Source organism: Litorivita pollutaquae (assembly GCF_003205515.1).
Classification (GTDB): domain Bacteria; phylum Pseudomonadota; class Alphaproteobacteria; order Rhodobacterales; family Rhodobacteraceae; genus Litorivita; species Litorivita pollutaquae.
In genome coordinates this window covers 16936-42033 of sequence record NZ_KZ826494.1, presented here as the reverse complement: position 1 = coordinate 42033, position 25098 = coordinate 16936, and the positions used below count along the sequence as shown (strand labels likewise).

Here is a 25098-nt window from a genome sequence, read left to right as displayed (position 1 = left end):
GCCGTCTTGTCTCCACGAAGCGCCTCAAGCGCTACCGTGGCCTTAAAATTATCTGAAAAACTGCGTCTCTTGGTCATTTGTGTATCCTGTCTTCAAGGTTGGATACATCTTAGCACGCTGTCCTGTTCTGCCGGACCACTTCAATCCACACAGGTCATTCGCCGCAGGTAGACGCTCCTGTCTCACAGATTAGTGAGCGTGAAAAGATCGCGCGTACATAGACGACCGGTCTAATTTTGCCTATGTAGCGGGTCATGGAACACCAAAACGACACCCGATCTCGGATATTGACCACAGGACGCCGCCTGACAGCCCAGCAGGGATATGCTGGGGTTGGCCTAAGCACACTTTTGAAAGAGGCTGGCATTCCGAAGGGTTCGTTCTACCACTACTTCGCATCGAAAGAGGCATATGGCTGCGCGCTGTTGAGCGAGTTTATGATAGAGTATAGCCATCGCCTGAATGCCTCTCTCGTGCATCCATACATGAATGCACGGTCTCGGCTCTTGACCTATTTCGAAGGGTGGCGCGAAAAACAACTCAGCCCGAACCTTGAGGATCGGTGTCTGGTGGTTAAGCTGTCGGCAGAAGTTGCTGATCTGTCGGAGAACATGAGCAACATCTTGCAAAAAGGTGTTTCCGACATTGTCGCGCATCTGGCGCAGACCATAGAGCAGGGGCAGAACGAGGGCACGATTGCATCGATCGAAAACCCTCGGGCCTTGGCGGAAGTTATCTATCATATGTGGCTTGGGGCCAGTCTCGTTGCGAGCATTTCGCACAGTGATGCCGCACTTAATTCCGCAATGGATGCGACAAGGGCGCTTGTTCCAGCACCATAACTCTAAAAAATTTATCATCACGAAAGACGACCGGTCTATGCGTAAAGGAAAATCATGAAAATTTTCTACAAAACCACCGCAACCGCAAGCGGAGGGCGCTCCGGCACCGCCACCTTGAACGACGGAAGCCTTTCGGTCCAGATGGTCCGCCCGGATAGAGGCGAGCCGGGGGTGAACCCTGAACAGCTGTTCGCACTTGGCTATGCTGCCTGTTTCGACGGCGCAATGGAATTGATGGCCTAGCAGCTCAAACTTGATGCCACAAAGGCGAAAACCACGATCGACGTCGGCATTGGCCAACGCGCAGAGGGTGGTTACGCGCTTGATCTGGACATCACCATTCGTTTGCCGGGCATGGCAGCAGATGACGCACAGCACCTTGTCAAAGCTGCGCATCAAGTTTGCCCGTATTCCAACGCCACACGCAACAACATCGACGTGCGCCTGCACATTGAAACTGAAGAGGTCTGAAACAATGAAGAATTTCGATTTTCACAATCCAACACATATCCTGTTTGGTAAGGGTCGTATCGCGGACTTGAAGGATCAGGTTCCTGCTGATGCAAAAGTTCTCATCGTCTACGGCGGTGGCAGCGCTGAGCGCACCGGCGTTCTTGCACAGGTGCGCGAGGCGCTTGCGGGGCGCACGTTGGTCGAATTCGGTGGGATCGAGCCGAACCCGCGTTTTGACACCGCACTCAAGGCGGTTGAGGTTATCGGCAAAGAAGACATCACGTTTCTTCTTGCAGTCGGCGGCGGATCGGTCATTGATGCCACCAAATTCATCGCAGCTGCTGCTCTTTATGACGGCGATGCATGGGATATCCTGACATCGCGCGGGTCGGTCGTGAAAGGCGCTGTCCCGTTCGGCACCGTGCTGACACTGCCCGCGACAGGATCAGAGATGAACTCTGGATCCGTTATCACCAATTCTGAAAAGGGCGCCAAGCTCCCCTTCATGAGCGCGCACTGCTATCCCGTCTTTTCGGTGCTCGACCCGGAGGTCACCTACTCGCTGCCGCCGCGCCAGATCGCCAATGGTGTTGCGGATGCCTTTGTTCACATCATCGAACAGTATCTGACATATCCGTCCGCCGCGCGCGTTCAGGACGGTTTTGCCGAAACGCTGCTGCGCACCTTGATCGAGCTGGGGCCCAAAGCCCTTGAGACGCCAGATGACTACGATGTCCGCGCTAACTTGATGTGGACGGCAACACTGGCGCTGAACGGTCTGATCGGCGCGGGTGTGCCACAGGACTGGTCGAGCCATATGATCGGCCATGAGATCACCGCGCTGAACGATACCGATCACGCCCGTACGCTTGCCGTGGTTCTGCCTGCGCTGATGAATGACCAGCGTGGCCCGAAACGCGAGAAACTGCTGCAATACGGCGCCAATGTCTGGGATATCCGCGAAGGCGATGAGGATGCACGGATCGACGCGACCATCAAGGCGACGCGCGACTTCTTTGAATCTATTGGCATCAAAACCCGCCTTGGCGATTACAACGTCGCCAGCGCCGATATCGACCACATCGCAGCAGCACTCAAAGAGCACGGCATGACCGCCCTTGGCGAGCACAGTGCTATCACCCCCGAGGATGCACGCCGCATTCTTGAAGCGGCCGTTTAGGAGTTCTTTAGCATGACACAGACCGAAACAGTAAACCGCCAGCTTGTGCTGGCGGAGCGCCCCAAAGGCGCGCCCACCAAGGATACACTCCGCCTGATCGAGTGCGAGGTTCCCTCTGCGGGGGGCAATCAGATGCTTTTACGCACGGAGTTTCTGTCGCTGGACCCCTACATGCGCGGACGTATGAGCGATGCACCCTCATACGCCGCTCCGGTGCCAATTGGCGGGGTTATGCAGGGTGGAACAGTGGCGCAGGTCGTGACCTCGAACGTCGACGGGTTCACGCCGGGCGATTATGTGCTCAGCTTCAATGGCTGGCAGGATTATGCTGTTAGCGATGGTGTCGGCGTCACCAATTTGGGCAAAGCGCCTGCGCATCCGTCCTGGGCGCTGGGGATCATGGGTATGCCCGGCTTTACCGCTTGGGCCGGTCTCACACAGATCGGTGCGCCAAAGCCCGGCGAAACCATCGCCGTGGCGGCTGCAACCGGCCCGGTCGGGGCCACCGTGGGCCAGATCGGCAAGATCCTAGGCTGTCGCGTGATTGGCATCGCGGGCGGGCCGGATAAATGCGCCTATGCGGTCAATGAATTGGGTTTTGACGCCTGTATCGACCACAAGGCAGATGACTTTGCTGAACAGCTTGCCAAGGCCAGCCCCGATGGCATCGACGTCTATTTCGAGAATGTCGGCGGCAAGGTTCTTGACGGGGTTGTCTCGCTGTTGAACCCCAACGCACGGGTGCCGGTCTGCGGGTTGATCTCGCAGTATAACGCGACCACCCTGCCCGACGGGCCGGACCGGATGAACTGGCTTATGGGACAAATCCTTCGCAAAAAACTCAAGGTGCAAGGCTTCATCATCTTTGACGATTTCGGGCATCTCTACGGGGACTTCGCGAAGGAAATGGGGCCGTGGGTTGAGAGCGGCAAAATCAAATACCGCGAAGAGATCATCGACGGGCTGGAAAATGCACTCGAAGCCTTCATCGGATTGTTGAACGGCGAAAACTTTGGCAAGCGCGTCATTCGCGTTGGCCACAACTGAAAGGCAAGGCTATGAAAATTCTAATGGTACTGACATCCCATGACGCACTTGGGGACACGGGCAAAAAAACCGGCTTCTGGCTGGAGGAATTTGCAGCCCCCTACTACGTTTTCAAAGACGCAGGCGCCGATATCACATTGGCTTCGCCTAAAGGCGGCCAACCGCCGATTGATCCCTCCAGTGACAATCCCGATGCACAGACGGATGACACCCGCCGCTTCAAGGACGACAGCGGCGCGCAAAGGCATCTCGCGAACACGCTGACACTTTCGGACGTGACCGAAGACGGGTTTAACGCGATCTTCTATCCGGGCGGTCATGGCCCCTTGTGGGATCTCGCCGAAGACGCGGACAGCAAACGCCTGATCGAGGCCTTCGCCGCCGCCGACCTGCCTGTTGGGGCGGTCTGCCACGCACCCGCCGTGTTCCGGCACACCCAAGGGACGGACGGCAAACCGCTGGTTTCCGGCCGCCGCGTGACGGGCTTTACCAACACTGAAGAAGAGGCCGTGGCCCTCACCGACGTTGTGCCATTCCTGGTAGAAGACATGCTGAAGGCAAATGGCGGTCTGTACGAAAAAGGCGCAGACTGGAACAGCTTCGTTTTGCGTGATGGCAAACTTGTAACCGGCCAAAACCCCGCCTCATCCGCCGCCGCCGCGCAAGAGATCCTCGCACTGCTGAAATAGGGGCCGGGCCTTGTGCAAAAGGCGATAGCCTGATCCGCTTCCCTTGAACTGGGCGCGACAGTCGGGTGCTTCAGATCAGGGTGGATTCACTCGTGAATCCGCCCTGAGAGCCAGTGAGGTTTACCACCGCTCTTAAAAGAAGTGGACCAGGAAAGCCTCAAGCCGCTATTCTACTTTTCGACGGCTCGCGGCCCTGGGCCGACGTTGGCCAGATGCCCGAACACTGCATTGCAGCTTCCCGAAGCAGGCGTTCGATCCATTTTGCGGCATTGTTGTTTGCCAAAGGTCCGCAGTGCGGACGAAAGTGGCCGTACATTGAGCATGAACCGGCGTCAGTTTACCTGCCAAAAGCAGCCACCGAAATTCGCGTTCAGATCGATAGACTATTGATCTGTCGCTTGGAGCAATTCCCGTAGGTTTTGTGCCTGAACGGGGCGATCACGTAAATCGAGCGCCGAGTTTAGATCGACGATGTGGCTGTGCATCAGCTCTTCGGCATTTTGCTCATCACCATCGGCAATTGATTGCACCAGGGCGTGATGGGCGTGACTCTCGCATAGCGCACTTTCGCGCCGCCAATAGAGTGCTATGACCAAAGAAGAACGGGCGATCAGAGTTTCGATAAACTGACTGATTGTGTTCTGATCTGCAATCCGCGCGATCTCGATATGGAAGCGACCAGACAGGTTGAGCGCACGGCCATTATCGCCAGCATCCAAGGCCAAATGCTCTTGAGCAATATGATCTTTCAAAATCTCAATGTCGCGTGGTGTTGCTCGGCTCGCGGCGGAACGGGCGGTGCGCGGTTCTAACAAGATGCGCGCTTCAAACACTTCGCGGGCCTCACGCGTGGTCGGACTTGCCACGAATGCACCTTTATTGCGCTGGATTTCTACAAGCTGAATATGCGCCAGCGATTGAAGCGCCGCGCGAACCACAGTGCGAGACACATTGTAAATTTCTCCAATTTCGTCCTCTCCCAGCTTTGTACCCGGCATGAGACGATGTTCATGGATCGCCAAAGCCAGCGCATCAGCTACCTTCTGCGTCGCATTTTGAGGTTTGGGTTTGGAGATAGGCCGAGCCTGCATAGGAGTTTCCTTCAGAATCACTGATGCCAGAGGCATGCGTCGCGGACAAGGTGCGGTCAGATTGTATACAATTTCGAACATATATTGTGTCCAATTTTTGAGCGCCACCCAATTGCTCCGCCCAATTTTTTGTCATCGACCTGTCTCTTTCCCAGAAACCGTAGGCACTGTTTGAATTCCAACATCACAAGCGCCCAACTGATTTCAACATAGGAGCACCCATGACTAAAAAACATGATCTGGAACTGGTGAAAGTCACCAAACGTTATGGTCAGACCGTCGCTGTGGATGCGATACAGCATAGGTTTCAGCCATCCTCCTATACCTGCCTGCTTGGGCCTTCGGGGTGCGGGAAATCATCGACCCTGCGGATGATTGCGGGTCATGAGAGCGTGACCGAGGGTGCGATTTTGCTGTCAGGGCGTGACATTTCCGCTCTGCCGCCCGCGCAGCGCGGCACCGCGATGATGTTTCAAAATTACGCTTTATTTCCGCACCTTAGCGTCCTTGATAACGTTGCATTCAGCCTGAAAATGAAGGGGGTAGACGTTAAGGAACGCCACACCAAAGCGGGTGAAATGCTAGAGTTGGTCGACCTAACGGCGCTGGCAGATCGACTGCCTGATCAATTATCCGGCGGGCAACAACAGCGCGTCGCGCTGGCTCGCGCATTGATCACAAGGCCCGAAGTTTTACTTCTGGATGAACCGCTGTCAGCGCTGGACCCGTTCTTGCGCATCCGGATGCGCGGCGAGCTGAAGAAGCTGCAAAAGGAGCTGGGCATCAGCTTTATCCACGTCACCCACGGGCAAGACGAAGCACTTGCGTTGGCCGATGAGATTGTCGTCATGAATGACGCGGTGATCGAACAGGCGGGTTCTGCCCGCGATGTGTTTAACGCCCCAACGACCCGCTTTGTCGCGCAGTTTATGGGCGGCCATAATGTCATCGCGCTGCCCGAAGGGCATTTCGCAATCCGCACAGACGCTGTCGCCATCACCGCGCCACAAAAGGGCAGGTTGGACGCCCAAGTGACCGCCGTTGAGTACCAAGGCACACATGTATCGCTGCTGTCGCGCATTACCGGCGACCAAGAAATCACTGCGCTGGTGCCCGAAGCTGAATACTTCACCACCCCGCATCATCCCGGCGACCGGATTGGTCTGCATTGGGACGCCAAAAATCTTCACCAACTGACCGCATAAGACGCGGCACTTCACCACCGACAAGGAGACGACGCATGACCAAACTTACATCACAGACCGGCCTAAGCCGCCGCGACTTATTAAAAGGTGCCGCATCAACCGCGATTGCGGCCGGTTCTACGACCCTTGGCGCGCCGATGCTTTGGGCGCAAAACATCAAGGATGTCACCCTTCGCCAGTTCGGCACGGGGGTATCCAACCTCAATGATGTCGCCAATAAAGTGAAAGAAGATCTTGGCTTTACGCTTGAAATGACTGCACTGGATACGGACAGCGTCACACAACGCGCCGCCACACAGCCCAACAGCTTTGACATCGCAGACATCGAATACTTTATCTGTAAAAAGGTCTGGGCCGCTGGCAACATGCAGGCAATGGACACGTCCAAGATCGCCAATTACGACAAGATCGCCGGCACATTCCGCAGCGGTCTTTTGACACCGACAAGCACGATTGCACAGGGCACAGCACCACATACCGTCGGCTTTACGTCAGGCCCGAACGGTACGGACTTTGTGCAAGAAGAATCCGGTTGGATGACCTTGATCCCGACGATCTACAACGCCGACACGTTGGGCATCCGCCCCGATCTGATCGGCCGTCCGATCAACAACTGGTCCGAGCTTTTGAACCCTGAATTTAAGGGTAAAGCATCCATTCTCGACATCTCGTCTATCGGGATCATGGACATGGCGATGGTCGTGGAATCCATGGGCGAATACACTTACCCCGACAAAGGCAATATGACGAAAGAAGAAATTGATCTGACGCTCGGCATCTTTACCGAGGCCAAGAAAAATGGCCAGTTCCGCGCGTTCTGGAAGTCCTTTGACGAAAGCGTCAACCTGATGGCGTCCGGCGAAGTTGTGATCCAGTCCATGTGGTCCCCTGCAATCACAGCTGTCAAATCGCAAGGTGTCCCATGCGTTTATCAACCTTTGGAAGAAGGTTATCGCTCGTGGGGCGGTGGTTTGGGCATCTCTGCTGCACTGTCTGGTCTGGAGCTTGAAGCTGCCTATGAATACATCAACTGGTATCTCTCTGGATGGGTCGGCGGCTATCTGATGCGTCAGGGCTATTACTCGGCGGTGCCCGAAACGTCGAAAGAGTTCATGACCGCAGACGAATGGGGTTTTTGGTACGAAGGCAAAGCCGCGAAAGGTGACATCTTGTCCCCAACCGGCGACAAACTGGCCGGTGCGGGCGAAGTTCGCGATGGTGGGGCCTTCCTTGATCGCATGGGATCCGTTGTGTGCTGGAACTCTGTCATGGACGAAAACCAATACATGGTCCGCAAGTGGAACGAATTTATCGCCGCTTAAAAACGGCCAACGGGTGCGCCAAGCGGCGCACCCGCCCCCATTCAATATAAAGAATACTCATGAAAAAGCTGTTAGAAAATCGCAATGTAACCGGCTGGCTGATGGTCTCCCCGCTCGCGGCGGTACTGCTGGTTTTTCTCGTGATGCCGATTATTTTAATCATAATCGTCAGCTTTTGGCGCGCGACGGAATTTTCTATCATTCCGGCCTTTGAATGGGACAATTACGCTTTCCTGTTTGGATCACCCGTCACCTACACCGTCTTTCTTAACACGTTCAAATATGCGTTCATTACATGGGCCTTTACCTTGGTCATCGGGTTCACCGTTGCCTATTATCTGACATTCCATATTCGAAGCCAGACATGGCAAATCGCACTTTTCCTCCTGTGCACAATCCCGTTCTGGACCTCCAACATCATTCGCATGATCAGCTGGATTCCATTTCTCGGGCGCAACGGTATTGCCAATTCCACGCTGATGTCTTGGGGCGTATTAGATGAACCGGTCGAGTGGCTATTGTTCTCAGATTTCGCCGTCATCCTCGCCTTTGTGCATCTTTACACGCTGTTCATGGTCGTCCCGATTTTCAACACGATGATGCGGATCGACAGATCCCTGATTGAGGCGGCGCGGGATGCAGGCGCAAGCGGTGTGCAAATCTTGTGGAACGTCATCATCCCGTTGACCAAGCCAGGCATTATGATCGGCACCATTTTCGTGGTCACACTCGTGATGGGCGATTTCATAACAGTGCGCTTCATGTCGGGCAGCCAATCTGCGAACGTCGGTCGTTTGATTTCAAACGATATCGCCTTGCTGCAATATCCAAGCGCGTCTGCCACGGCGATTGTATTGCTGGCGACCGTGCTGATCACCATCGGCATCCTGCTGCGCTTTGTCGACATTCGGAAGGAACTGTAATGGAGCCGCGCCCAAGATCATTCTATATCCTTTCCGCGTTCTTCGCGCTGTTTGTGCTGTTCCTTTACGGTCCGACCCTGACGATTGGCATATTATCGTTCCAAGGTGAGGGGGGTGGGCTGACCTTCCCGATGCGCGGCGTGTCTCTGTATTGGTTCTATGACTTGTTCGAACAACAGGCCGTCGGCGACATCTGGGGCAGCTTTCGTCGTTCCATCGCGTTGGGCCTGATGGTCATGGTCACAACAGTGGTCGTCTCGGTCATGGGCGGCTTGGCCTTTCGCAAGAAATTCGCAGGCTCGGGCATTCTGTTTTACCTGATCATCACGGCGCTGGTGATCCCGTCGATCCTTGTGTCGCTGGGCGTGGGCCTATTGTTTTCGCAAAGCGGGCTCAACGTGCATTGGACGAGCTCCGGTTTTGGCGCGCAACTGACATGGACGCTGCCATTTGGCTTGCTGATCATGTTCGCCGTCTTCAACCGTTTCGACAAAAGCTTTGAAGAAGCCGCCCGCGATCTTGGGGCATCCCCATGGCAAACAATCCGCTATGTTGTGTTGCCGATCATCGCACCCTCGCTGATTGGCGTCGCCTTGTTTGGTTTCACGCTGAGCTATGACGAATTCGCGCGCACTTTGTTGACGGCGGGCAGCTACAACACCTTGCCGCTTGAGATTTACGGGATGACGACCAATGTGACCTCGCCTGTGCTGTATGCGCTTGGCACGCTGACGACGCTGTTCTCGCTGTTGATCATCGGAGCGTTCCTCGCTCTCGCACGCCTCAGCAATCGCCGCAAAGCGCGCGCAGGCAGCGATGCCGGTAAGGCCGTCTGATGATCGTCCTGATCAACCCCAACAGCACGGAAGCCATGACCCAAGCAATGGTGGAAACAGCATCCAAAGCGGGCGTCGTGGTGGAAGGCTGGACATCCCGTGATGGGCCCGCCGCGATCCAGGGATCTGCGGACGGCGCAGCCTGCATCCCACCCTTGTTGGCGCTTGTTCGCAAAGCATCTGATGCAGGCGCGCAGGCGATTATCATCGGCTGCTTTGATGACACGGGACTGGACGCCGCCCGCGAAATCGCCGCCTGTCCTGTCATTGGCATCGGCCAAGCGGCCTATCACATGGCGGTTCTGGCAGGCGGGCGTTTTTCAGTTGTGACCAGTTTGGCCGTTTCTGTGCCCATTCTGGAAGACAACATCCACGCCTACGGATTTACATCCAAACTGGCCCGCGTCCGCGCGTGTGGCGTCCCGGTTTTAGACCTGGAAACAGACCCCGCCGGAACCGCGCCGGCCGTGGTGGGGGAAATCAAACGTGCTGTCGCTGAAGACAAGGTTGACGTCGTGGTTCTCGGGTGCGCTGGTATGGTCCATATTCCGGCATATTTTTGTGAAGAGGAACCTGTACGGCTTATTGATGGCGTCACATCTGCCGCGCAACTTGCATTTCTTTTGGCTAAGTAAAGTTCAAAACCGGACGAATGATTGGCATTGAAGACTATTGGTGAACGCCCGAAAAGCTTCCGGAAGCCGCCATTTATACGGGCTGCAGCATCCGTCAAAATGGGCTCAGAGCGGACATCGCTTTCGTTCGCCGTCCTGTGTTTAAGGTGCCCAGACAATCTCCGCAGTCCGGCAAGCCGCACCTCCAGCCAGCGGATGTAACCTTCGAGGTTCCTTGTGGCAGGGCCACAGAATGGTTTGATAAACCGACCATAGCGGGCATGGAGCGAGTTTACATTCTGGATGTGATAGCAGCCCGCCGCGACCCGCGTTCCGAGCTTACTGCCTACTACGAAGTGCTCAATGCCACCTCTCGCCGCGAGACTTTCATAGCCGTTGATACTCCGACCATAGCACGGAATCGCTCGGCACCAGAGGCTTGATTTCGCGTTCCAGTGTGACGCTTTTACGGTTCGGCAGGCGTTCGAAATGGCGGGCACCGCCACGGTCTGCGACCGTGAGAATGGGGAGCTGCCACCTTGAAAGACCCAGCATCATCTTCAATCCCTGCGTCGTGAAGTCTTCCCAACGGGGGCGGGGCGGCGGCGCGACCTTTTTCGGATCAGCAAAGTGCCGCACCCATTCCCGCGATCCCTTGCGCGCCTCTCGCTGGTAGGTTTTATCCGCCTCGACGATACCTGAAAAACGCGTCGCCCCGCCGGTGCCGATGATCGAAAAAACCAACATCCGCCAGCGCCAGAACGTGTATTTATTGAGTCCGAGTTGACGCGCGAGATTCCGCACTGACAGCGGCACGGAGGTGCCCAGCATGTCCCTCAGGGCTACCATAAAAAGGTCAGGTCTATGTATACGCCCGATGGCGGACCCGGTTCGGCCTGAATAGGTCTTCATGCAACCCTTGCACCGATAGCGCTGGATCTTGGTTCGCATTCGTCCCCACTTCTGGCACCGATTATCGCCGCAGGATGGACACTTGTATTCTCGGTTTGTCCGCGCTTCGATCTCGGAGATCGCTGCCATCTTTCGCCGGAGATCCCGGATCTTTGTCTGGGCGTCCTCGATCTGGGCCGGGTTCAACCTGTCGAGATTAACGAGGAAGCGGCGGAAATCATGATGTAGCAAGAGTATTTTACCGTTGGAAGGGCGGAGAAATATAGGCCTTTTCAGTTTAAGCTGAAGGGAACCAACATGATGTGCGGACACCCCCAATAGTTAAAGGCGTTTTGTGCTCAAAACGGTGCCGGGCGGGCTACACTGCTGTGTAATCCGCCCGCCTTTGGCTTTCAAAACTGACATCAATCAGCCGATAGTTGCGCCATCTTCGCGCCAGACAGAAATAACCGAAGAGCGCGGTTTGCCCGCATTGTCGGGCCATGAACCGCCTGGATGCTGAATACCAACAAAGGCAACTTTGCGGTCAGGCGACCACGTCAGGCCAGTCACTTCGGCGCCGTTGGGCGCAGTCAAAAAGCGAGCAATCTCTCCCGTTTCAGGATCGCCGACCAGCATCTGGTTGTTGCCCTGACCTTCAAACTGTTCCTCGTTACTGTCATCGCCATCAGTCTGGATCCACAACATACCGTCAGAAGAGAACGCCATGCCATCAGGCGAATTGAACATATTGCCTTCATTCACGTTGTCAGATCCGGCGTATTTGTTGTCGTAAACGGTTGGGTTGCCCGCCATGACATACAGATCCCATGTGAAGTCGGTCGCACCGTGATCTTCGCCAGCAGGCCGCCAGCGAACGATTTGACCAAAGTTATTGGTCTCGCGGGGGTTCGGACCGCTGACAGGGGTTTCGTCACCGCCCGCGTTCGGCTTAACGCCACGGTTTTTATTGTTGGTCAGTGCGCAATACGCCTCGACCCGCAAAGGGTTGGCCGCGATCCATTCAGGGCGATCCATTGTGGTCGCTCCGACTTTGGATCCTGCCATACGCGCAAAAACAAGCATCTGTGCCATATCCATACCCGTGGTTTCAGGTGTCAGTGGCAACCATTCACCCGACATGTCGTCGTTGAACTTCGCAACATACAGCGTGCCATCGCTGAGCAGACCATCAGTCGGCTGGCCTTCTGCCCAGGTTCCATTTGAAACGTATTTATACATGAACTCGCCGCGCTCATCGTCGCCCATATAGACAACGATCCGGCCGTCATTGGCCTGCACCATTTCAGCATTCTCATGCTTGAAACGGCCCAGAGCAGTGTGTTTGACAGGCGTTGATTGCGGGTCCAACGGGTTGATCTCGGTGACCCACCCGTGACGATTAGGCTCGTTCGGCTCTTTGGATAGATCAAACCGCGCGTCGAATTTTTCGTAGGCGTAGCGACCTTCGCCACCAATTCCGTAACGGGCTTCGCCCTCGGTGGCTTCGCGCTCACCCGTAACGCCAAAGTAGCCGTTAAAATTCTCTTCGCAGGTCAGATACGTGCCCCATAGCGTCTTACCGGAACCACAGTTGTTCATGGTGCCCTTCGGAGACATCCCTTCCGGATCGGCATTGGTGCGCATAAGCTCAGAACCATTGGCCGGGCCGTCCATGATCATTTGAGTTTCATGCGTGATGCGGCGGGTATATGGGCTGTCGACAACGACTTGGTATCCGTCACCCTGATCGGCAACTTCGAGAACGGTCACGCCCTGAATATTCTTGAGCATCTGCACCTGATCTGCGGATTGTGGCACGCCATCAGCATCCGCTGGCAGATTTATCTTAGGGTTGGCGTATTCAGAGTTGATCGCCAAGATGATCTTGTCACCATCAACAAAGGTTTCCATCCCGTCTGTGTTTTCGCCAAAGACCCTGTCTGATAGATCCGATGGAACACCGTTTTGGGGCGAATAGGCCCCCTCGGCATCCGAGAACAGTGCATCGCCCCAACGCACCAGAGTTTTCCACTGGTAGCCTTGCGGCACATGAATGTCGAAATCAGTCGCAATGCCGATAGGCTGAAACGCAAATGCAGACCCTTGCGCCCGCGCTGATGTTGCTGAACCGAACAGGCCGGTTCCCATGACGGCGGCCCCTGACCCGAATGCCAAAGCGCCGCCCAAGAAACCGCGACGAGAGACGGCACGTTCGACAACAGCATCGAAGTCGTTGTTGTCCGGGCGCGGATCGCGCAGTTCGTCGTACTCGTCCCAAGAGAGGTTCGCGTTATCTTGATTGTTCATGATTGTGGCTTTCTGATATTGCTCTAAATCACACCGACCTTCGTGGCCGGATTATGCTCGTTTACATACAATGCGAATTCTTCGGATTTATGACGCTGTGCCAAGCAGAGCCTATGAAGTTTTCGGCTCCAACTCGACAGACCACAGCTCCACGTCAGCGCTATCCATGAGGCGCACCGTCATCACGCTTGTGTCTGCTGCGATATCGACCTTGCCAAAAAACTGGAGCCCATCGCTGGGCGGCAGGTTCGCTTGTCCCGCTTCGGGATGCTTGGCAAAAAGAACCTCTGGTCCGAAAGTGTTGTCGTAGTCGGACGGACCAAACGTACCCGCGTGAAGCGGTCCAGAGACAAATTCCCAGAACGGATCGAAGTCCTGAAACACTGCGCGATCGGGGGAGTAATGATGCGCCGCAGTATAATGCACATCAGCCGTCAGCCAGACCGTATTTGTGATCTGCGCGGTTTTGATAAACGACAGTACTGCCGCAATATCCTGCTCGCGGCCAAGTACGGGACCGTCGCCATTCGCGCTATTTTCCATATTGGTTTTGCCATCGCGGACCATCATGCCGATTGGCATATCCGAGGCGATCACCTTCCATGTGGCGGTTGATTTCACCATTTCCCGCTTCAGCCAAGCAAGCTGTTCGGTGCCAAGAAACGGCGCGCCTTCAACCTCGGTATTTGGTGTGTTGTCACCGCGGTATGTGCGCATGTCGATGACGAAGATGTCCAACAGGGGCCCATATGACACCTTGCGATAAATTCTCTTTGGTTCGCTTAGGGTCTGTCGGGTTGGCATCATATCGTGAAATGCCTGTGCCGAGCGCGACCTGAGAACTTGCATGGATTTCACAGTGTAGCGGTCATCATTGGTCAGAACTTCATTGGGATACCAGTTGTTCGTGACCTCATGATCATCCCACTGAGAGATGATCGGGACGGCGGCATTGAAGGCCCGCACATTGTGGTCCAGGTAGTTATAAAGATGTTGGCCACGGAATTCGTCCAGTGTTTCGGCGACCTTCGACTTGGCTGGTGTGACGATATTTTTCCAAGTGGTACCATCTGCCAGCTCGACCTCTTCTTGCAGTGGCCCATCGGCATAAACCGTATCGCCAGAGTGCAGGAAAAAGTCCGGTGCATGGTTCAACATGGTGGCGTAAGTGGTCATGCCCCCACGGTCTTCGTCAATGCCCCAACCTTGCCCTGCGGTATCTCCCGACCATACGAAGCTGATGTCACGATTTCCCATAGGCGCGGTTCGGAACTGGCCCGTGGTTGGCTCTGACGGTGTGCCGTCAGCCAGATCCACCATCGTGACACGGTAAAAAATATCCTGATCGCTCGGCAATCCAGTCAGCGCAAGTTTGCCAGAAAAATCCGTCGGCGTGCCAACAGCCAAAGGCGGAACCGCCTGAGAGTTCGACATATTTTCGGTTGTGGCCCATTCAACCAACATATTCGCCTCGCGGTCGGCTCTCCCCCAAATGACAGCTCCATCGTGAGCGACATCGCCCGACATAACGCCGTGCGTAATCAGGGGGCGTGACTGTGCGCGCGACAGGGATGGCATGGCCAATGAGGCACCTAGCGCGGCGCTACCCAATAGGGCCTGACGGCGCGAAAACGTAATTTGTGGCATGAAGGAAACTCCGAGGGTTGGCGGAAACTCTCCAAAATTTGGCCAACACTTGTGACAAGAGACCTACAGTCGCACGACAGGTTTATGAAATGTTCATCCTATTAGCCACGAATGGTGGCGCTCTTAAACTGGACCGCCCCGGTTTTTCCGGAGACTGCTTAATTCTTCCCGAGCGACTTTATCGAGCCTGTTCATATTGACCTGCTCCCCATTGGGTCCGCTAATTTAGGTTAGCTCTGTTCAGGTTTTGGTCTTTCTTTGACCAGTTAGCAGATTCTGCTGGCGTCCTTCCGGTGAGGCTGGAAAGTGGGCGGTGGTGGTTCAAATCGGTGCGATCAATTGGCGGGCTTGGCGCAGGTTGTCGAACAGGTTCTCATTCAGACGTTCGTCTCTCATGACACCGTTGATGCTTTCGACGAAACCGTTTTGCATCAGCTTGCCCGGCGCAAACCCGTTCTTTTTTCGGTCCCGACCACCATCATCGCAATACATTTGGCATCCAGTACCTTGGGCACCCTGTGTGGTGTCGGTTCTGGCGACGATGAATCCCAGATCGGCCAGCGTTCGTTGGAAATAAGCGATTTCGAGCCGTTGAGGATATTATAATGGCCGTCCACCCTCTCAAAGGTGTTGGTGGACTGCAAATCCGAGGCCGTCCTTGGTTCTGCCACCGCGTTCGCGCAGTCCGCGTCGCCCATGGCGATGTACGGCAGCCAGCGTTTCTTTTGCTTTTCTGTAGCCGTAGCTCAGACGATAGTGCGCACAGTTGGTGGCGTGAACCACGTTGCCAAGGCCCGAAACCCATTTGCCGCGATGCTGCTCTTTCAGAATCCCCCCGTCGTGGCGAAAATCACCGCCCGAGCCGCCTATCCCTCGGGGATCAACGCACACTATCTGCCTGTCTCGACCGCCTGGTTCCAATAGTCGCGATCAGTTTGGTCCTGCTGTTGCCAACGCTTTTCATGTTGTTCTATTTCGGCGTCCTAGAATTGGCGCGCCGCGCGACATTTACAAATCGCCATCCATCTAGGACGGTTGATATGTTATCGGTTAGTCCTTCTTCAGCCGTTCGTTTGTTCGTCCAGCATAGCAAGAATTTCACCGGTATGAGCACCGCGAGCGGGCGGTTTGGCGGGCGTCACCACACGTCCGTCAAAGCGCGGCGCGGGGGCCGCTTGCAGCGGGCCGTCTTCAGCATGCCAGATATGGCGCTTTGTACTCAGCGGGTGGTTCAGCGCCTCATCCGGGCTGAGGATCGGTGCGGCGCAAGCGTCACTGTCGGCAAACAGCTCTGCCCAGTGATCGCGCGGCTGCGTGGCAAACAAGCCCGCCAGTCGCGCCGTGGCCTTTGCCCAGCTTTTGGCGTCAAACTGCGCCGCGAAGTCAGGATCGCCATCCAGCCCCAGAAGGTCGAGGAAAGTCGCATAAAACTTGGGTTCCAGACATTGCACACTCACAAAGCCACCATCGGCGCAAACGTAGCTGCGGCTCCAATGCGGCCCGTCCAGCAGGCTTGCACCACGGTCGGAGCTTTGTGGCCCGCTTTGGCGCAGGGCCATCAGCAAATTCATCATATGCGCCGAGCCGTCGACGATGGCAGCGTCCACCACCGTGCCCTTGCCCGTGCTACGCGCGTTCAGGATCCCCGCCAGCATGCCAATGCTCAGGTATAGCGCCCCACCGCCGATATCGCCCACCAAAGTCGGAGGCGCCACAGGCGGCTGCCCCGGAAGCGAAGCATACCATAACGCGCCAGACATGCCGATGTAGTTCATGTCATGTCCGGCCATGGCAGCCATCGGTCCGTCCTGCCCCCATCCGGTCATGCGCCCGTAAACCAGCTTGGGGTTGAACGCGTGGCATGCATCAGGCCCCAGCCCAAGCTTTTCCATCACGCCGGGGCGGAACCCCTCGACCAACCCGTCTGCTGTGGCGATCAATTTTTTCAGCGTCGCCACGTCGTCGGGATCCTTGAGATCCAGTTCAATAGAGCGCTTGCCGCGATCAATGATCGGCGCGTCGGGCAGGATCGGCAGGCCGGGACCGCCTTTGCGATGCACCACGATGACATCCGCGCCAAGATCGGCCAGGTGCATGGCCGAGAACGGTGCGGGGCCAAGCCCCTCAATCTCGATGATACGTATTCCGTTGAGCATTGTTTGTCCCCTTGATGACCGGCGCGGGAACTATGCCGCGCGCTGGCAGGTTAGTGAGCTAGATAAGATCAGTAGGGCAGGTCGGTTTCGACCACAACCCAATCGCCGCCTTGGCTTTGCACCATAACGAAGCCGTCGCCGCCCGCGTGCTTGTCGGGGCCGAACGACAGTGTCGGGCCCCCAAAGATGTCGTTGTATTCGGTGATCTGCTCGATACCAGCGATCAGGCCATCAACCGTCAGGTCACGCCCTGCGTTCTCAAGCGCGAGGACCGTCAGATCCGCCGCAACGTAGCCCATCTGTGCTTGCAGAGTTGCAGGCTCACCATAGGCTGCCTCATACGCTTTGGCAAAGGCTTGCAAATCTTCGTCCAAGCTGTCCAGATCGACTTCGCTGCCGTCCAGATTGGTCGACAGAACCGAAGAGGCAATATACATGCCTTCTGTCAGCTTTCCGTCACCGGCCGCCGCGACGATGGGCGTATAGGGCACCATCGAGCCAAGCATCGGTTTGTCCCAGCCCAACTGGCGCAAGGTGGCGTAGAGCGTGATCGAATCCTTGATCGCAGAGCCCATCGCCAAGACTTCACAATCGGTGTTCTTGATGGCTGTCGCCACACCGGCAAAGTCTGTTTCGGTGACTTTATGCGACCCTTTGTAGACAACCTCTAGATCGTTTTGTTCGACAGCAATCGCCACACCCGCGTTGATCTCTTCGCCGAATTCATTGGCCACGGATTGCACACAGACCTTTTTTGCGCCGCCTTCTGCGAAATGGCGAAGTCCCGCAATCACGCCATCACGGTAGCTGGCGAACTGGCTGAAGTGCAGCCTGTTAAAGGGCTCCGTCATGGACGCCGCACCGGTCAGCGGGAACAGGTTGGGGATACCTTTGCTATCAAGGATCTTCATTGACGCAAGGGTCTGGGACGTGCCCGCCCCCATGAGCATCGCAAAGACACCGTCGCGTTGGACCAGTTTATTGGTGGCGCGCGCCGCCATTGGGACTTCGTATTTGGTGTCCTCGACGAAGAGCTTAATCGTGCGGCCATGCACGCCGCCGGCTTCGTTCGCCTGGTCAAAGCGCAGCCGGACGCCGTTGGTCGCAAACACGCCCCAAGTCGCAAGCGGGCCGGACAGGTCGGTTTGAACACCGATTTTCACGGTGTCGTCTGTGACGCCTTGCTGGGCCTGGGCCGTGGTGCCCAGCGCCATCAACGTGGCGGCCGTATAGGTTAGCAGTTTGTTGGTCATGGTATTCCTCCCAGATGCCGCGCGATTGCGGCGGTTAGTACATTTCAGAAATCAGGCTCTCATATTTGGTTTCGACAAATTTGCGCTTCAACTTCATGGTGGGCGTCATTTCATCGTCTTCCGCTGTGAGCAAAACATTGATAAGGCGGAATTTTTTCACTTGCTCGACGCTAGAGAACTTTTTGTTCGCGCGATCGATCTCGGCCTCGATCAACCCGATGATCTCGGGATGCGCACAGAGCGAGCGATAATCAGTGAACGGGATATTGTGGGTCTGTGCAAAGTTCTCGACGTTCTCCTGATCAATCATGATCAGGCAGGTCAGATACTTGCGCTTGTCACCGACCACCACCGCGTCAGAAATGTAGGGCGAGAATTTCAATTCGTTCTCGACCTGGCTGGGCGTGATGTTCTTGCCGCCTGCCGTAATGATGATGTCCTTCAGCCGGTCGGTGATCCTCCAGGCACCGTCTTCGTCGATCCGACCGACGTCGCCGGTGTGGATCCATCCATCCACCAGCGCACTTTGGGTGGCTTCGGGATTGTTGAGATAGCCCGAGAACATCGAGGGGCCGCGCATGAGAATTTCGTTTTGGTCGCTCAATTTCAATTCGACCCCCGGCACCGCAAAGCCGATGGTCCCCGGATTGGGTTCGTCGGAATTTGTAATGGCCGCAAGACCGGTTTCGGTCTGGCCGTAAACCTCCGCGACCGGCAGGCCAAGCGCGAAAAACCAACGCAGCAAATCCGACGATATGGGCGCCGCGCCAGACAACAGGAACGTTGAGCGATCAAGGCCCAAGAGCTGCTTGAGATTGCGAAACACCAACCGATCCGCGATCTTGAACTGCGCCTCCAGAAGGGGCGGAACCCGGCGGTTCTGCAACAGATACTCGGCGCGCTTGCGCCCGACCCCAAGCGCAATCTCGTACCCCTTTCTGCCCATCCAAGTTGCCTCGGACATCAGCGTATTGATGCGCGAATAGAACTTTTCCCAGATGCGCGGCACCGCAAACAGAACCGTCGGCGACAGCTCTCGTATGTTTTCGAACACCGTTTCGGAGCTTTCGGCGAAGTTGATCCGGGTGCCGTGGCCCAAGTTCATGCACAGCGAAATCAACCGTTCAGCCGCGTGGCACAGCGGCAGGTAGGTCAAGATATCGTCGTCGCCGGTGATCGGAAAGGTGTCTGGCGCGGCGGACATCTGGAACAGCAGATAGCGATCGGGGATCAGCGCGCCTTTGGGCGCGCCGGTGGTGCCAGAGGTGTAGATCAACACCGCGGTGTCATCATTTTTGCCGCTGTCAATCGCCTTGTCGATCGCGTCCGGGTTCGCCTTGCGATAGACCGCTCCCCTCTCGTAAAGGTTTTCGATGGGTTCGACCATGGGATCGCTGAATCCGCGCAGCCCTTTCCAATCGATCACATAAACCCGCAAGACGGACGAAACATCGTCACGGACCGACAGATACTTATCCAGCTGCTCTTCGTTTTCGACGATCAGCACGCGGGTTTGGGAATCGTTCAGAAGATGGCGCAGCTGGCCTTCCTGATAGGTCGGATAGACCCCGTTGATCGTCAGTGCGGCCGCATGCGCGCCCATATCGACAAAGGCCCATTCCTTGTTGTTCTCGGACAGGATCGACACCACATCGCCGGGCTTAAGTCCGAGTGACATAAAGCCACCCGCGCAATCATAGGCGAAGCGTTCGTAATCCGCCCATGTATAGGCCCGCCAGATGCCGTAATCCTTTTCGCGCATGGCGATACGGTCGCTCCAGTCCTGCGCGCGCGCGCGGAACAATTTGGCCAATGTGTCGTGCCCGTCGATAGAGACGAAATCGGATGTGATAACGGCGTCCATGACTACCTCCAGGTCTTTCGTTTTTTCCAGCGCTTCTCGCCGCGCACGCCTACATCGGATTGTCCGAGATAGAATTCCTTGATGTCGTCAGACGCCAGCAGTTCCCCCGTAGGCGCGTCCATCACGACCCGGCCGACCTCCATGATGAAACCGTGTTCGGCGACGTTCAATGCCGCTTGCGCATTCTGCTCAACCAGTACGATGGTCACCCCCTGCTCGGCATTGATACGCCGGATGATGTCGAAAATGGTCTTGGTCAGCAGCGGTGACAGGCCCAGCGACGGCTCATCGAGGATCATCAAACGCGGCTGGCCCATGAAAGCGCGGCCGATGGCAAGCATCTGCTGCTGACCACCCGATAGAAAACCTGCCATGTCGCGGCGCTTGGTCTTGAGATCGGGGAAATAGGAATAAATCGTCTCAAAGTCGCGGGCGATGCCGTCGCGATCCCTTCGCCCCCACGCCCCCAGCTTGAGATTTTCCTCGACGGTCATGAAGGGGAACACTTCGCGCCCCTCGGGGACATGGCCGATGCCCTTCGAGGCAACCACGTCCGGTGCCCGATTTTGCACCTCTTCGCCGTCGATAAGGACCTTACCCTTGCGGCAGTCAATCGCGCCGGAAATGGTTTTCAGCAGCGTCGTCTTGCCCGCGCCATTGGCGCCGAGGATGGTGACAATACTGCCCGCCTCAATCTTGAGGCTGACACCGGCAATGGCCATGATCGGGCCGTAAAAGGTTTCAATATTTCTCAGTTCAAGCAGCGGTGTGGTCATGCGTCTGTCCCCAAATATGCGGCTTGCACGGTGGGGTTCGATTGAACCTCGGTGACATTGCCGACGGCCAGAACCTCGCCGCCCGCGATGGCCAGAACCCGATCGGCAATGCGGCCCACCAAATTCATGTCATGCTCGACCATCACGATGGTTACGCCCAGCTCTTCCTTGATGTCCTTCAGCCAAAACGACATATCCGCCGTTTCTTCGGGGTTCAGCCCCGATGCCGGTTCGTCCAGCAGCAGCAATTTGGGATCGGCACAAAGCGCCCGCGCGAGTTCGACGTTCTTGCGCGCGCCATAGGATAGGTCGGCGACCTTTTCATACCGGTGATGCTGCATGTCCAGCAGATCAAGAATATCCTCAACCTTGCGGCGGTGTTCATGCTCTTCGCGCCGTACCCGAGGCGTGAAGAAAAACTCGGACAGCGCCCCGGTGCGCACTTTCGACGCGCGACCGACCAACAAGTTGTCCAGCACAGTCGCGTTCTCGAACAGCTCGATATTCTGGAACGTGCGAGCGATGCCTGCGCTCACCACCTCATGGGCCTCACAGTTCAGCAACTCTTGTCCCTGAAACCGGATCGAGCCGAATTGGGGCGTGTAGACACGGCTGATCGCGTTGAAAATCGTGCTCTTGCCGGCGCCATTCGGACCGATAACAGCGTAGATTTCGCCGGGCTCTACCGAAAAGCTGACATCGTTGATCGCTTTGACGCCCCCGAAGGCCACGACCAGATTGTTGACTTCCAGCTCGCTCATCTGAACCGCTCCGTTTTGAGATAACGTTTCTGGCGCGTGAACGTGGCCCGTTTGTAATAAGGGAAGGTCTCGATAAACAGCCGCAGTTTGCGCCAGCGGCCATACAGACCTTCCGGCTCGAACATTATAAATCCGGAAATGATGGCCCCGAACAACAACTGTTCCAGCCCTGCGGCCTCCGCGATGGAGGACGGCAGAAAATTTTGCAGCAGATTGATCAGGTTGGGTAGGATTGACACGAAAACCGCACCAAAGATTGCGCCCGTGATCGTGCCCAGACCGCCGACGATGACCATCAAGAGCAGTTTCAACGACTCGTTCACGCCAAAGGATTCCGGCGACAGATAAAACACCAGATGCGACAGCAACCCACCCGCAAGGCCCGTCAGCATGGCGCTGATAAAGAAGGCCTTGATACGGGTGCGCGCAATGTTCAGCCCCAGCGATCGCGCCGAGGTTTCGGAATCGCGTACCGCAACAAAAGCACGTCCTGTGGGCGAACGCATCAGGTTGGCGACACCCCAGATGCAGAACACGACAAGCGCAAGGATCAGATAGTATTGCAGCGGACCGGCGGTAACCTCCCAGCCAAAGGCGGCCATGGGCGGGACCGAAAGGCCCATGTGCCCACCCGTGACATGCTCCCAGGCGCCGATGCCGGTTTCTACGACAATCGCAAAGGCAAGCGTGGCAATGGCCATGTAAAACCCGTGCATCTTGCTGGCGGCACGCCCAAGCGCCGCACCGATCAGACCCGCAGCCAAAGCGCCGGCTGGCAGAGTGATGAAGAACGGCAAGCCATAGCCCAACAATACCGAATGGGTATAGGCACCGATCCCCAAAAAGGCGCCGTGACCAAAGCTGACCATGCCGGTAAACCCGACCAGCACCATCAATCCCAGACCGGCAATGATGTAGACCAGAAACATTGTGAGTTCCGAAAGGAAGTATCCACCCACGACCAATGGCGCAATCAGCGCGAGAGCGAGTGCCAGCAGAACGCGAACACGCTCGCCCCGGTCCACAAGGTAGTTGATGTCTTGATCGTAGTTGGTTTTGAAAAGCACCTGCATATCATCAGACCTTCTTTTGGAAAGTCTGTGAGATCAGACCTTCGGGGCGGATGAAAAGAACGGCCAGCATGATGATATAGGCATATGTGCCTTTGAATGCCGGAAAGTAGAAATCAAGGAACGGCTCTGCGACCCCGATGATCAGACAGCCAAGCACCGCGCCGGGGATAGAGCCGAAGCCGCCCACAACCGCGCCCGCCAGCGCCTTGATGCCGAAAATGCTCATGCCGGTGTCGACCTGAGTGACAGGCGCCATCATAATGCCCGCAACGGCGGCAACCATTGCGCCAATCGCCCAGACCACTGCAATCAGCCGTTTTACGGGAATGCGCGAATAATACGCCGCCAGCTGGTTTTGCGAGGCCGCCTGAATCGCCAGCCCTGTGCGGGTAAGCGAGAAGAAGGCGTAGAGCAGCAGAGATATCACGACGGTGCCGACGATGATCATGATCCGGTCTAGCCCGATCACCACGCCGCCAAAGGTAATATCACTGCTAAAGGGCACGCTCAGTGAAAGGGGGGTCCACCCCCAGATCATCCCCGCCAGCGCCCGCAGCATCATCGCGATTGCGACGGTCAGGATAAAGATTGTGGCCTGCGCCTGCCCCACCAGACGCCGCATGACGACGGCGTCCAACAAATATCCGAACACCCCGAGTGACAGGATGCCAAGGGCAGAGCCAAGCCAAAACCCCAGCCCCCAGATTTCCGAAAAGGTGAGCACCATGAACGCCCCGAGCATCATCAGTTCGCCATGAGCGAAATTGACGATCTCTGTTGCGCGGTAGATAAACACGAACCCGATGGCGATCAATGCATAGCCGCAGCCCTGCGAGATCCCGATCAGCAACAATTGTATAGCGTCTGAAAATTCCATGCGGCCCCCTCCCCAGAGTGCACTTTATCCGAGCGTCATGCCTCCGCCCACGGTCAAAACCTGACCAGAGATGTCGTTGGATTCCGGCGAGCACGGCAGATAGACACCATCCGCAGCCTCTTCAGGTGTGCCGGCGCGGCGCATCTGAATCGCGGCCTCGAAACCGGCGATCACCTTCTTTGGGACGCCCACCGCGATCTCGTTGCCCTCGACGGTCAGCGTTTTCTTCTCGTCCGTACCTTTGGTCAGGCGGGTCGTGATAAAGCCGAACGCGACGCAGTTGACGTTCACGTTATATCGGCCCCATTCTTTGGATAAGGTCTTGGTCATACCCAGAACGGCCGACTTGGCCGAAGAATAATTTGTCTGCCCGGCATTTCCGCCGATACCTGCAACGGACGAGATGTTTACCACCTTGCGATAGCGAACCTTGCCCCCTGTCGCCTCCGTCTTAGCCGCAGGAAGGAACACGTCGGAGGCCGCGCGCAGAATTCGGAACGGCGCCTTGGCGTGTACATCCATAATCGCGTCGAACGGCTCGTCGCTCATCTTGCCGATCATCGCATCCCAAGTATAGCCTGCGTTGTTGACGATGATATCGGCACCTCCAAAGGCATCGACGCCGGTTTGGATGAACGCCTCGGCAAAGCCGTCTTCGGTCACGCTGCCGACATGGGCAATCGCGTTGCCGCCGGCCGCCTTGATGGTTTCGACCACCTCGGCTGCCGGTGCATCATCAAGGTCATTGACGACGACATTCGCGCCTTCTGCTGCCAGCTTCAAGGCAACAGAGCGGCCGATGCCCCGGCCAGAGCCGGTGATGAATGCGGTTTTTCCGTCCAGTTTCGACATTATAAGCCTTAGCTTTTCGCAGGCAGCGCAACGACAGCCGCCCCCGCCAGTTTGACTTCGCCCGCATCATTCGCGGCCGTGAGCGCCAACTTGACAAAGGTCTCGCCGCCATCTTCCCATTTTTCAGTGATCTTACCCGAACAAGTAATCTTCTCGCCCAGATGTGTGATCGCGCTGAACCGGCAGGAGAATTTACGGATCGCAGTTTGCGGCACCCAGTCGGTCAGCAAACGGCCAAGATACGCCATCGGCAACATGCCTTGCGCAAACACATCGTCCATGCCTGCCTTTTTGGCGAAATCGCTATCGATATGGATCGGGTTGTGATCGCCAGACGCGCCCGCAAAAAGTGCCAAAGTGGTGCGGCTGATTGGTTTTGTTGTATATTCGGGGATCGCGTCGCCGACCTCGATCATGTGAAGTGTCTCGGCCATAT

General features: G+C 56.4%; 24 protein-coding genes and 2 pseudogenes. 11 read left to right on the top strand and 15 right to left on the bottom strand.

What is annotated here, in order from left to right:
• Positions 1-254 precede the first annotated feature (254 nt).
• From DI396_RS15860 to DI396_RS15840, 6 genes are read left to right on the top strand one after another with little or no spacing between them, the layout of a single operon-like run.
• The gene (locus DI396_RS15860) at positions 255-842 is read left to right on the top strand and encodes a TetR/AcrR family transcriptional regulator (protein WP_110797363.1); all 588 of its coding nucleotides are present in this window, start codon (positions 255-257) and stop codon (positions 840-842) included.
• 54 nt (positions 843-896) lie between these two features.
• Positions 897-1085 (top strand): OsmC family protein, encoded by a 189-nt coding sequence (locus tag DI396_RS16970; RefSeq protein WP_407936318.1) that lies wholly within the window; start codon positions 897-899, stop codon positions 1083-1085.
• A 36-nt stretch (positions 1086-1121) separates the two neighbouring features.
• A complete protein-coding gene (locus DI396_RS16965) occupies positions 1122-1313 on the top strand; it encodes an OsmC family protein (RefSeq protein ID WP_407936319.1) in 192 nt (63 codons plus the stop codon).
• Between the two features lie 4 nt (positions 1314-1317).
• Positions 1318-2475 (top strand): iron-containing alcohol dehydrogenase, encoded by a 1158-nt coding sequence (locus tag DI396_RS15850; RefSeq protein ID WP_110797362.1) that lies wholly within the window; start codon positions 1318-1320, stop codon positions 2473-2475.
• A 12-nt stretch (positions 2476-2487) separates the two neighbouring features.
• Positions 2488-3522, top strand: coding sequence for an NADP-dependent oxidoreductase (locus tag DI396_RS15845; protein ID WP_110797360.1), 1035 nt, complete (start codon positions 2488-2490; stop codon positions 3520-3522).
• A gap of 11 nt (positions 3523-3533) precedes the next feature.
• Positions 3534-4211, top strand: a complete 678-nt coding sequence (locus DI396_RS15840) for a type 1 glutamine amidotransferase domain-containing protein (protein WP_110797358.1) — start codon at positions 3534-3536, stop codon at positions 4209-4211.
• A 383-nt stretch (positions 4212-4594) separates the two neighbouring features.
• Here DI396_RS15840 and DI396_RS15835 read toward each other — a convergent pair whose 3' ends face one another.
• Positions 4595-5302 (bottom strand): GntR family transcriptional regulator, encoded by a 708-nt coding sequence (locus tag DI396_RS15835; protein ID WP_110797366.1) that lies wholly within the window; start codon positions 5300-5302, stop codon positions 4595-4597.
• A gap of 221 nt (positions 5303-5523) precedes the next feature.
• Between DI396_RS15835 and DI396_RS15830 the strand changes: the two genes are divergently transcribed.
• From DI396_RS15830 to DI396_RS15810, 5 genes are read left to right on the top strand one after another with little or no spacing between them, the layout of a single operon-like run.
• Positions 5524-6507: an ABC transporter ATP-binding protein gene (locus DI396_RS15830; protein ID WP_110797357.1), complete on the top strand. Its 984-nt coding sequence runs from the start codon at positions 5524-5526 to the stop codon at positions 6505-6507.
• A gap of 35 nt (positions 6508-6542) precedes the next feature.
• Positions 6543-7829, top strand: a complete 1287-nt coding sequence (locus tag DI396_RS15825) for an ABC transporter substrate-binding protein (protein ID WP_110797355.1) — start codon at positions 6543-6545, stop codon at positions 7827-7829.
• Between the two features lie 59 nt (positions 7830-7888).
• Entirely contained in the window at positions 7889-8752 is an 864-nt protein-coding gene (locus DI396_RS15820; RefSeq protein WP_110797354.1) for an ABC transporter permease, read from the top strand.
• Positions 8752-9588, top strand: coding sequence for an ABC transporter permease (locus tag DI396_RS15815; protein WP_110797352.1), 837 nt, complete (start codon positions 8752-8754; stop codon positions 9586-9588). Before DI396_RS15820 ends, DI396_RS15815 begins: the two co-directional genes overlap by 1 nt.
• Complete coding sequence (locus DI396_RS15810; protein WP_110797350.1) at positions 9588-10223, top strand: aspartate/glutamate racemase family protein; 636 nt, start codon at positions 9588-9590, stop codon at positions 10221-10223. Before DI396_RS15815 ends, DI396_RS15810 begins: the two co-directional genes overlap by 1 nt.
• 366 nt (positions 10224-10589) lie before the next feature.
• On the opposite strand, the gene DI396_RS15805 is transcribed toward DI396_RS15810, so the two are convergent.
• The 14 genes and pseudogenes from DI396_RS15805 to DI396_RS15740 all read right to left on the bottom strand — a co-directional run bounded on the left by DI396_RS15805 (position 10590) and on the right by DI396_RS15740 (position 25096).
• A complete protein-coding gene (locus DI396_RS15805) occupies positions 10590-11033 on the bottom strand; it encodes a hypothetical protein (protein WP_110797349.1) in 444 nt (147 codons plus the stop codon).
• A gap of 78 nt (positions 11034-11111) precedes the next feature.
• A pseudogene (locus tag DI396_RS16985) lies at positions 11112-11243 on the bottom strand (transposase-like zinc-binding domain-containing protein); the annotation flags it as partial.
• A gap of 279 nt (positions 11244-11522) precedes the next feature.
• Positions 11523-13403, bottom strand: coding sequence for a PhoX family protein (locus tag DI396_RS15800; protein WP_110797347.1), 1881 nt, complete (start codon positions 13401-13403; stop codon positions 11523-11525).
• 111 nt (positions 13404-13514) lie between these two features.
• Entirely contained in the window at positions 13515-14930 is a 1416-nt protein-coding gene (locus tag DI396_RS15795) for an alkaline phosphatase D family protein (RefSeq protein ID WP_235851911.1), read from the bottom strand.
• A gap of 388 nt (positions 14931-15318) precedes the next feature.
• Positions 15319-15497, bottom strand: a pseudogene (locus tag DI396_RS16820) (integrase core domain-containing protein); the annotation flags it as partial.
• A gap of 614 nt (positions 15498-16111) precedes the next feature.
• Positions 16112-17206 carry a CaiB/BaiF CoA transferase family protein gene (locus tag DI396_RS15780; protein WP_110797340.1) on the bottom strand — a complete coding sequence of 365 codons (1095 nt, stop codon included), beginning with the start codon at positions 17204-17206 and terminating at the stop codon, positions 16112-16114.
• A gap of 68 nt (positions 17207-17274) precedes the next feature.
• A complete protein-coding gene (locus tag DI396_RS15775; protein WP_110797338.1) occupies positions 17275-18459 on the bottom strand; it encodes an ABC transporter substrate-binding protein in 1185 nt (394 codons plus the stop codon).
• A gap of 34 nt (positions 18460-18493) precedes the next feature.
• The gene (locus DI396_RS15770; RefSeq protein WP_110797336.1) at positions 18494-20323 is read right to left on the bottom strand and encodes an AMP-dependent synthetase/ligase; all 1830 of its coding nucleotides are present in this window, start codon (positions 20321-20323) and stop codon (positions 18494-18496) included.
• Between the two features lie 2 nt (positions 20324-20325).
• Positions 20326-21099 carry an ABC transporter ATP-binding protein gene (locus DI396_RS15765; protein WP_110797334.1) on the bottom strand — a complete coding sequence of 258 codons (774 nt, stop codon included), beginning with the start codon at positions 21097-21099 and terminating at the stop codon, positions 20326-20328.
• Positions 21096-21860: an ABC transporter ATP-binding protein gene (locus DI396_RS15760; RefSeq protein WP_110797332.1), complete on the bottom strand. Its 765-nt coding sequence runs from the start codon at positions 21858-21860 to the stop codon at positions 21096-21098. The genes DI396_RS15765 and DI396_RS15760 overlap by 4 nt, the downstream gene beginning before the upstream one ends.
• Positions 21857-22933 carry a branched-chain amino acid ABC transporter permease gene (locus DI396_RS15755; protein WP_110797330.1) on the bottom strand — a complete coding sequence of 359 codons (1077 nt, stop codon included), beginning with the start codon at positions 22931-22933 and terminating at the stop codon, positions 21857-21859. Before DI396_RS15755 ends, DI396_RS15760 begins: the two co-directional genes overlap by 4 nt.
• 4 nt (positions 22934-22937) lie before the next feature.
• Positions 22938-23810 (bottom strand): branched-chain amino acid ABC transporter permease, encoded by an 873-nt coding sequence (locus DI396_RS15750; protein ID WP_110797328.1) that lies wholly within the window; start codon positions 23808-23810, stop codon positions 22938-22940.
• Between the two features lie 24 nt (positions 23811-23834).
• Entirely contained in the window at positions 23835-24662 is an 828-nt protein-coding gene (locus DI396_RS15745; protein ID WP_110797326.1) for an SDR family NAD(P)-dependent oxidoreductase, read from the bottom strand.
• Positions 24663-24670: 8 nt separating this feature from the next.
• Positions 24671-25096: a MaoC family dehydratase gene (locus DI396_RS15740; RefSeq protein WP_110797324.1), complete on the bottom strand. Its 426-nt coding sequence runs from the start codon at positions 25094-25096 to the stop codon at positions 24671-24673.
• Positions 25097-25098 lie beyond the last annotated feature (2 nt).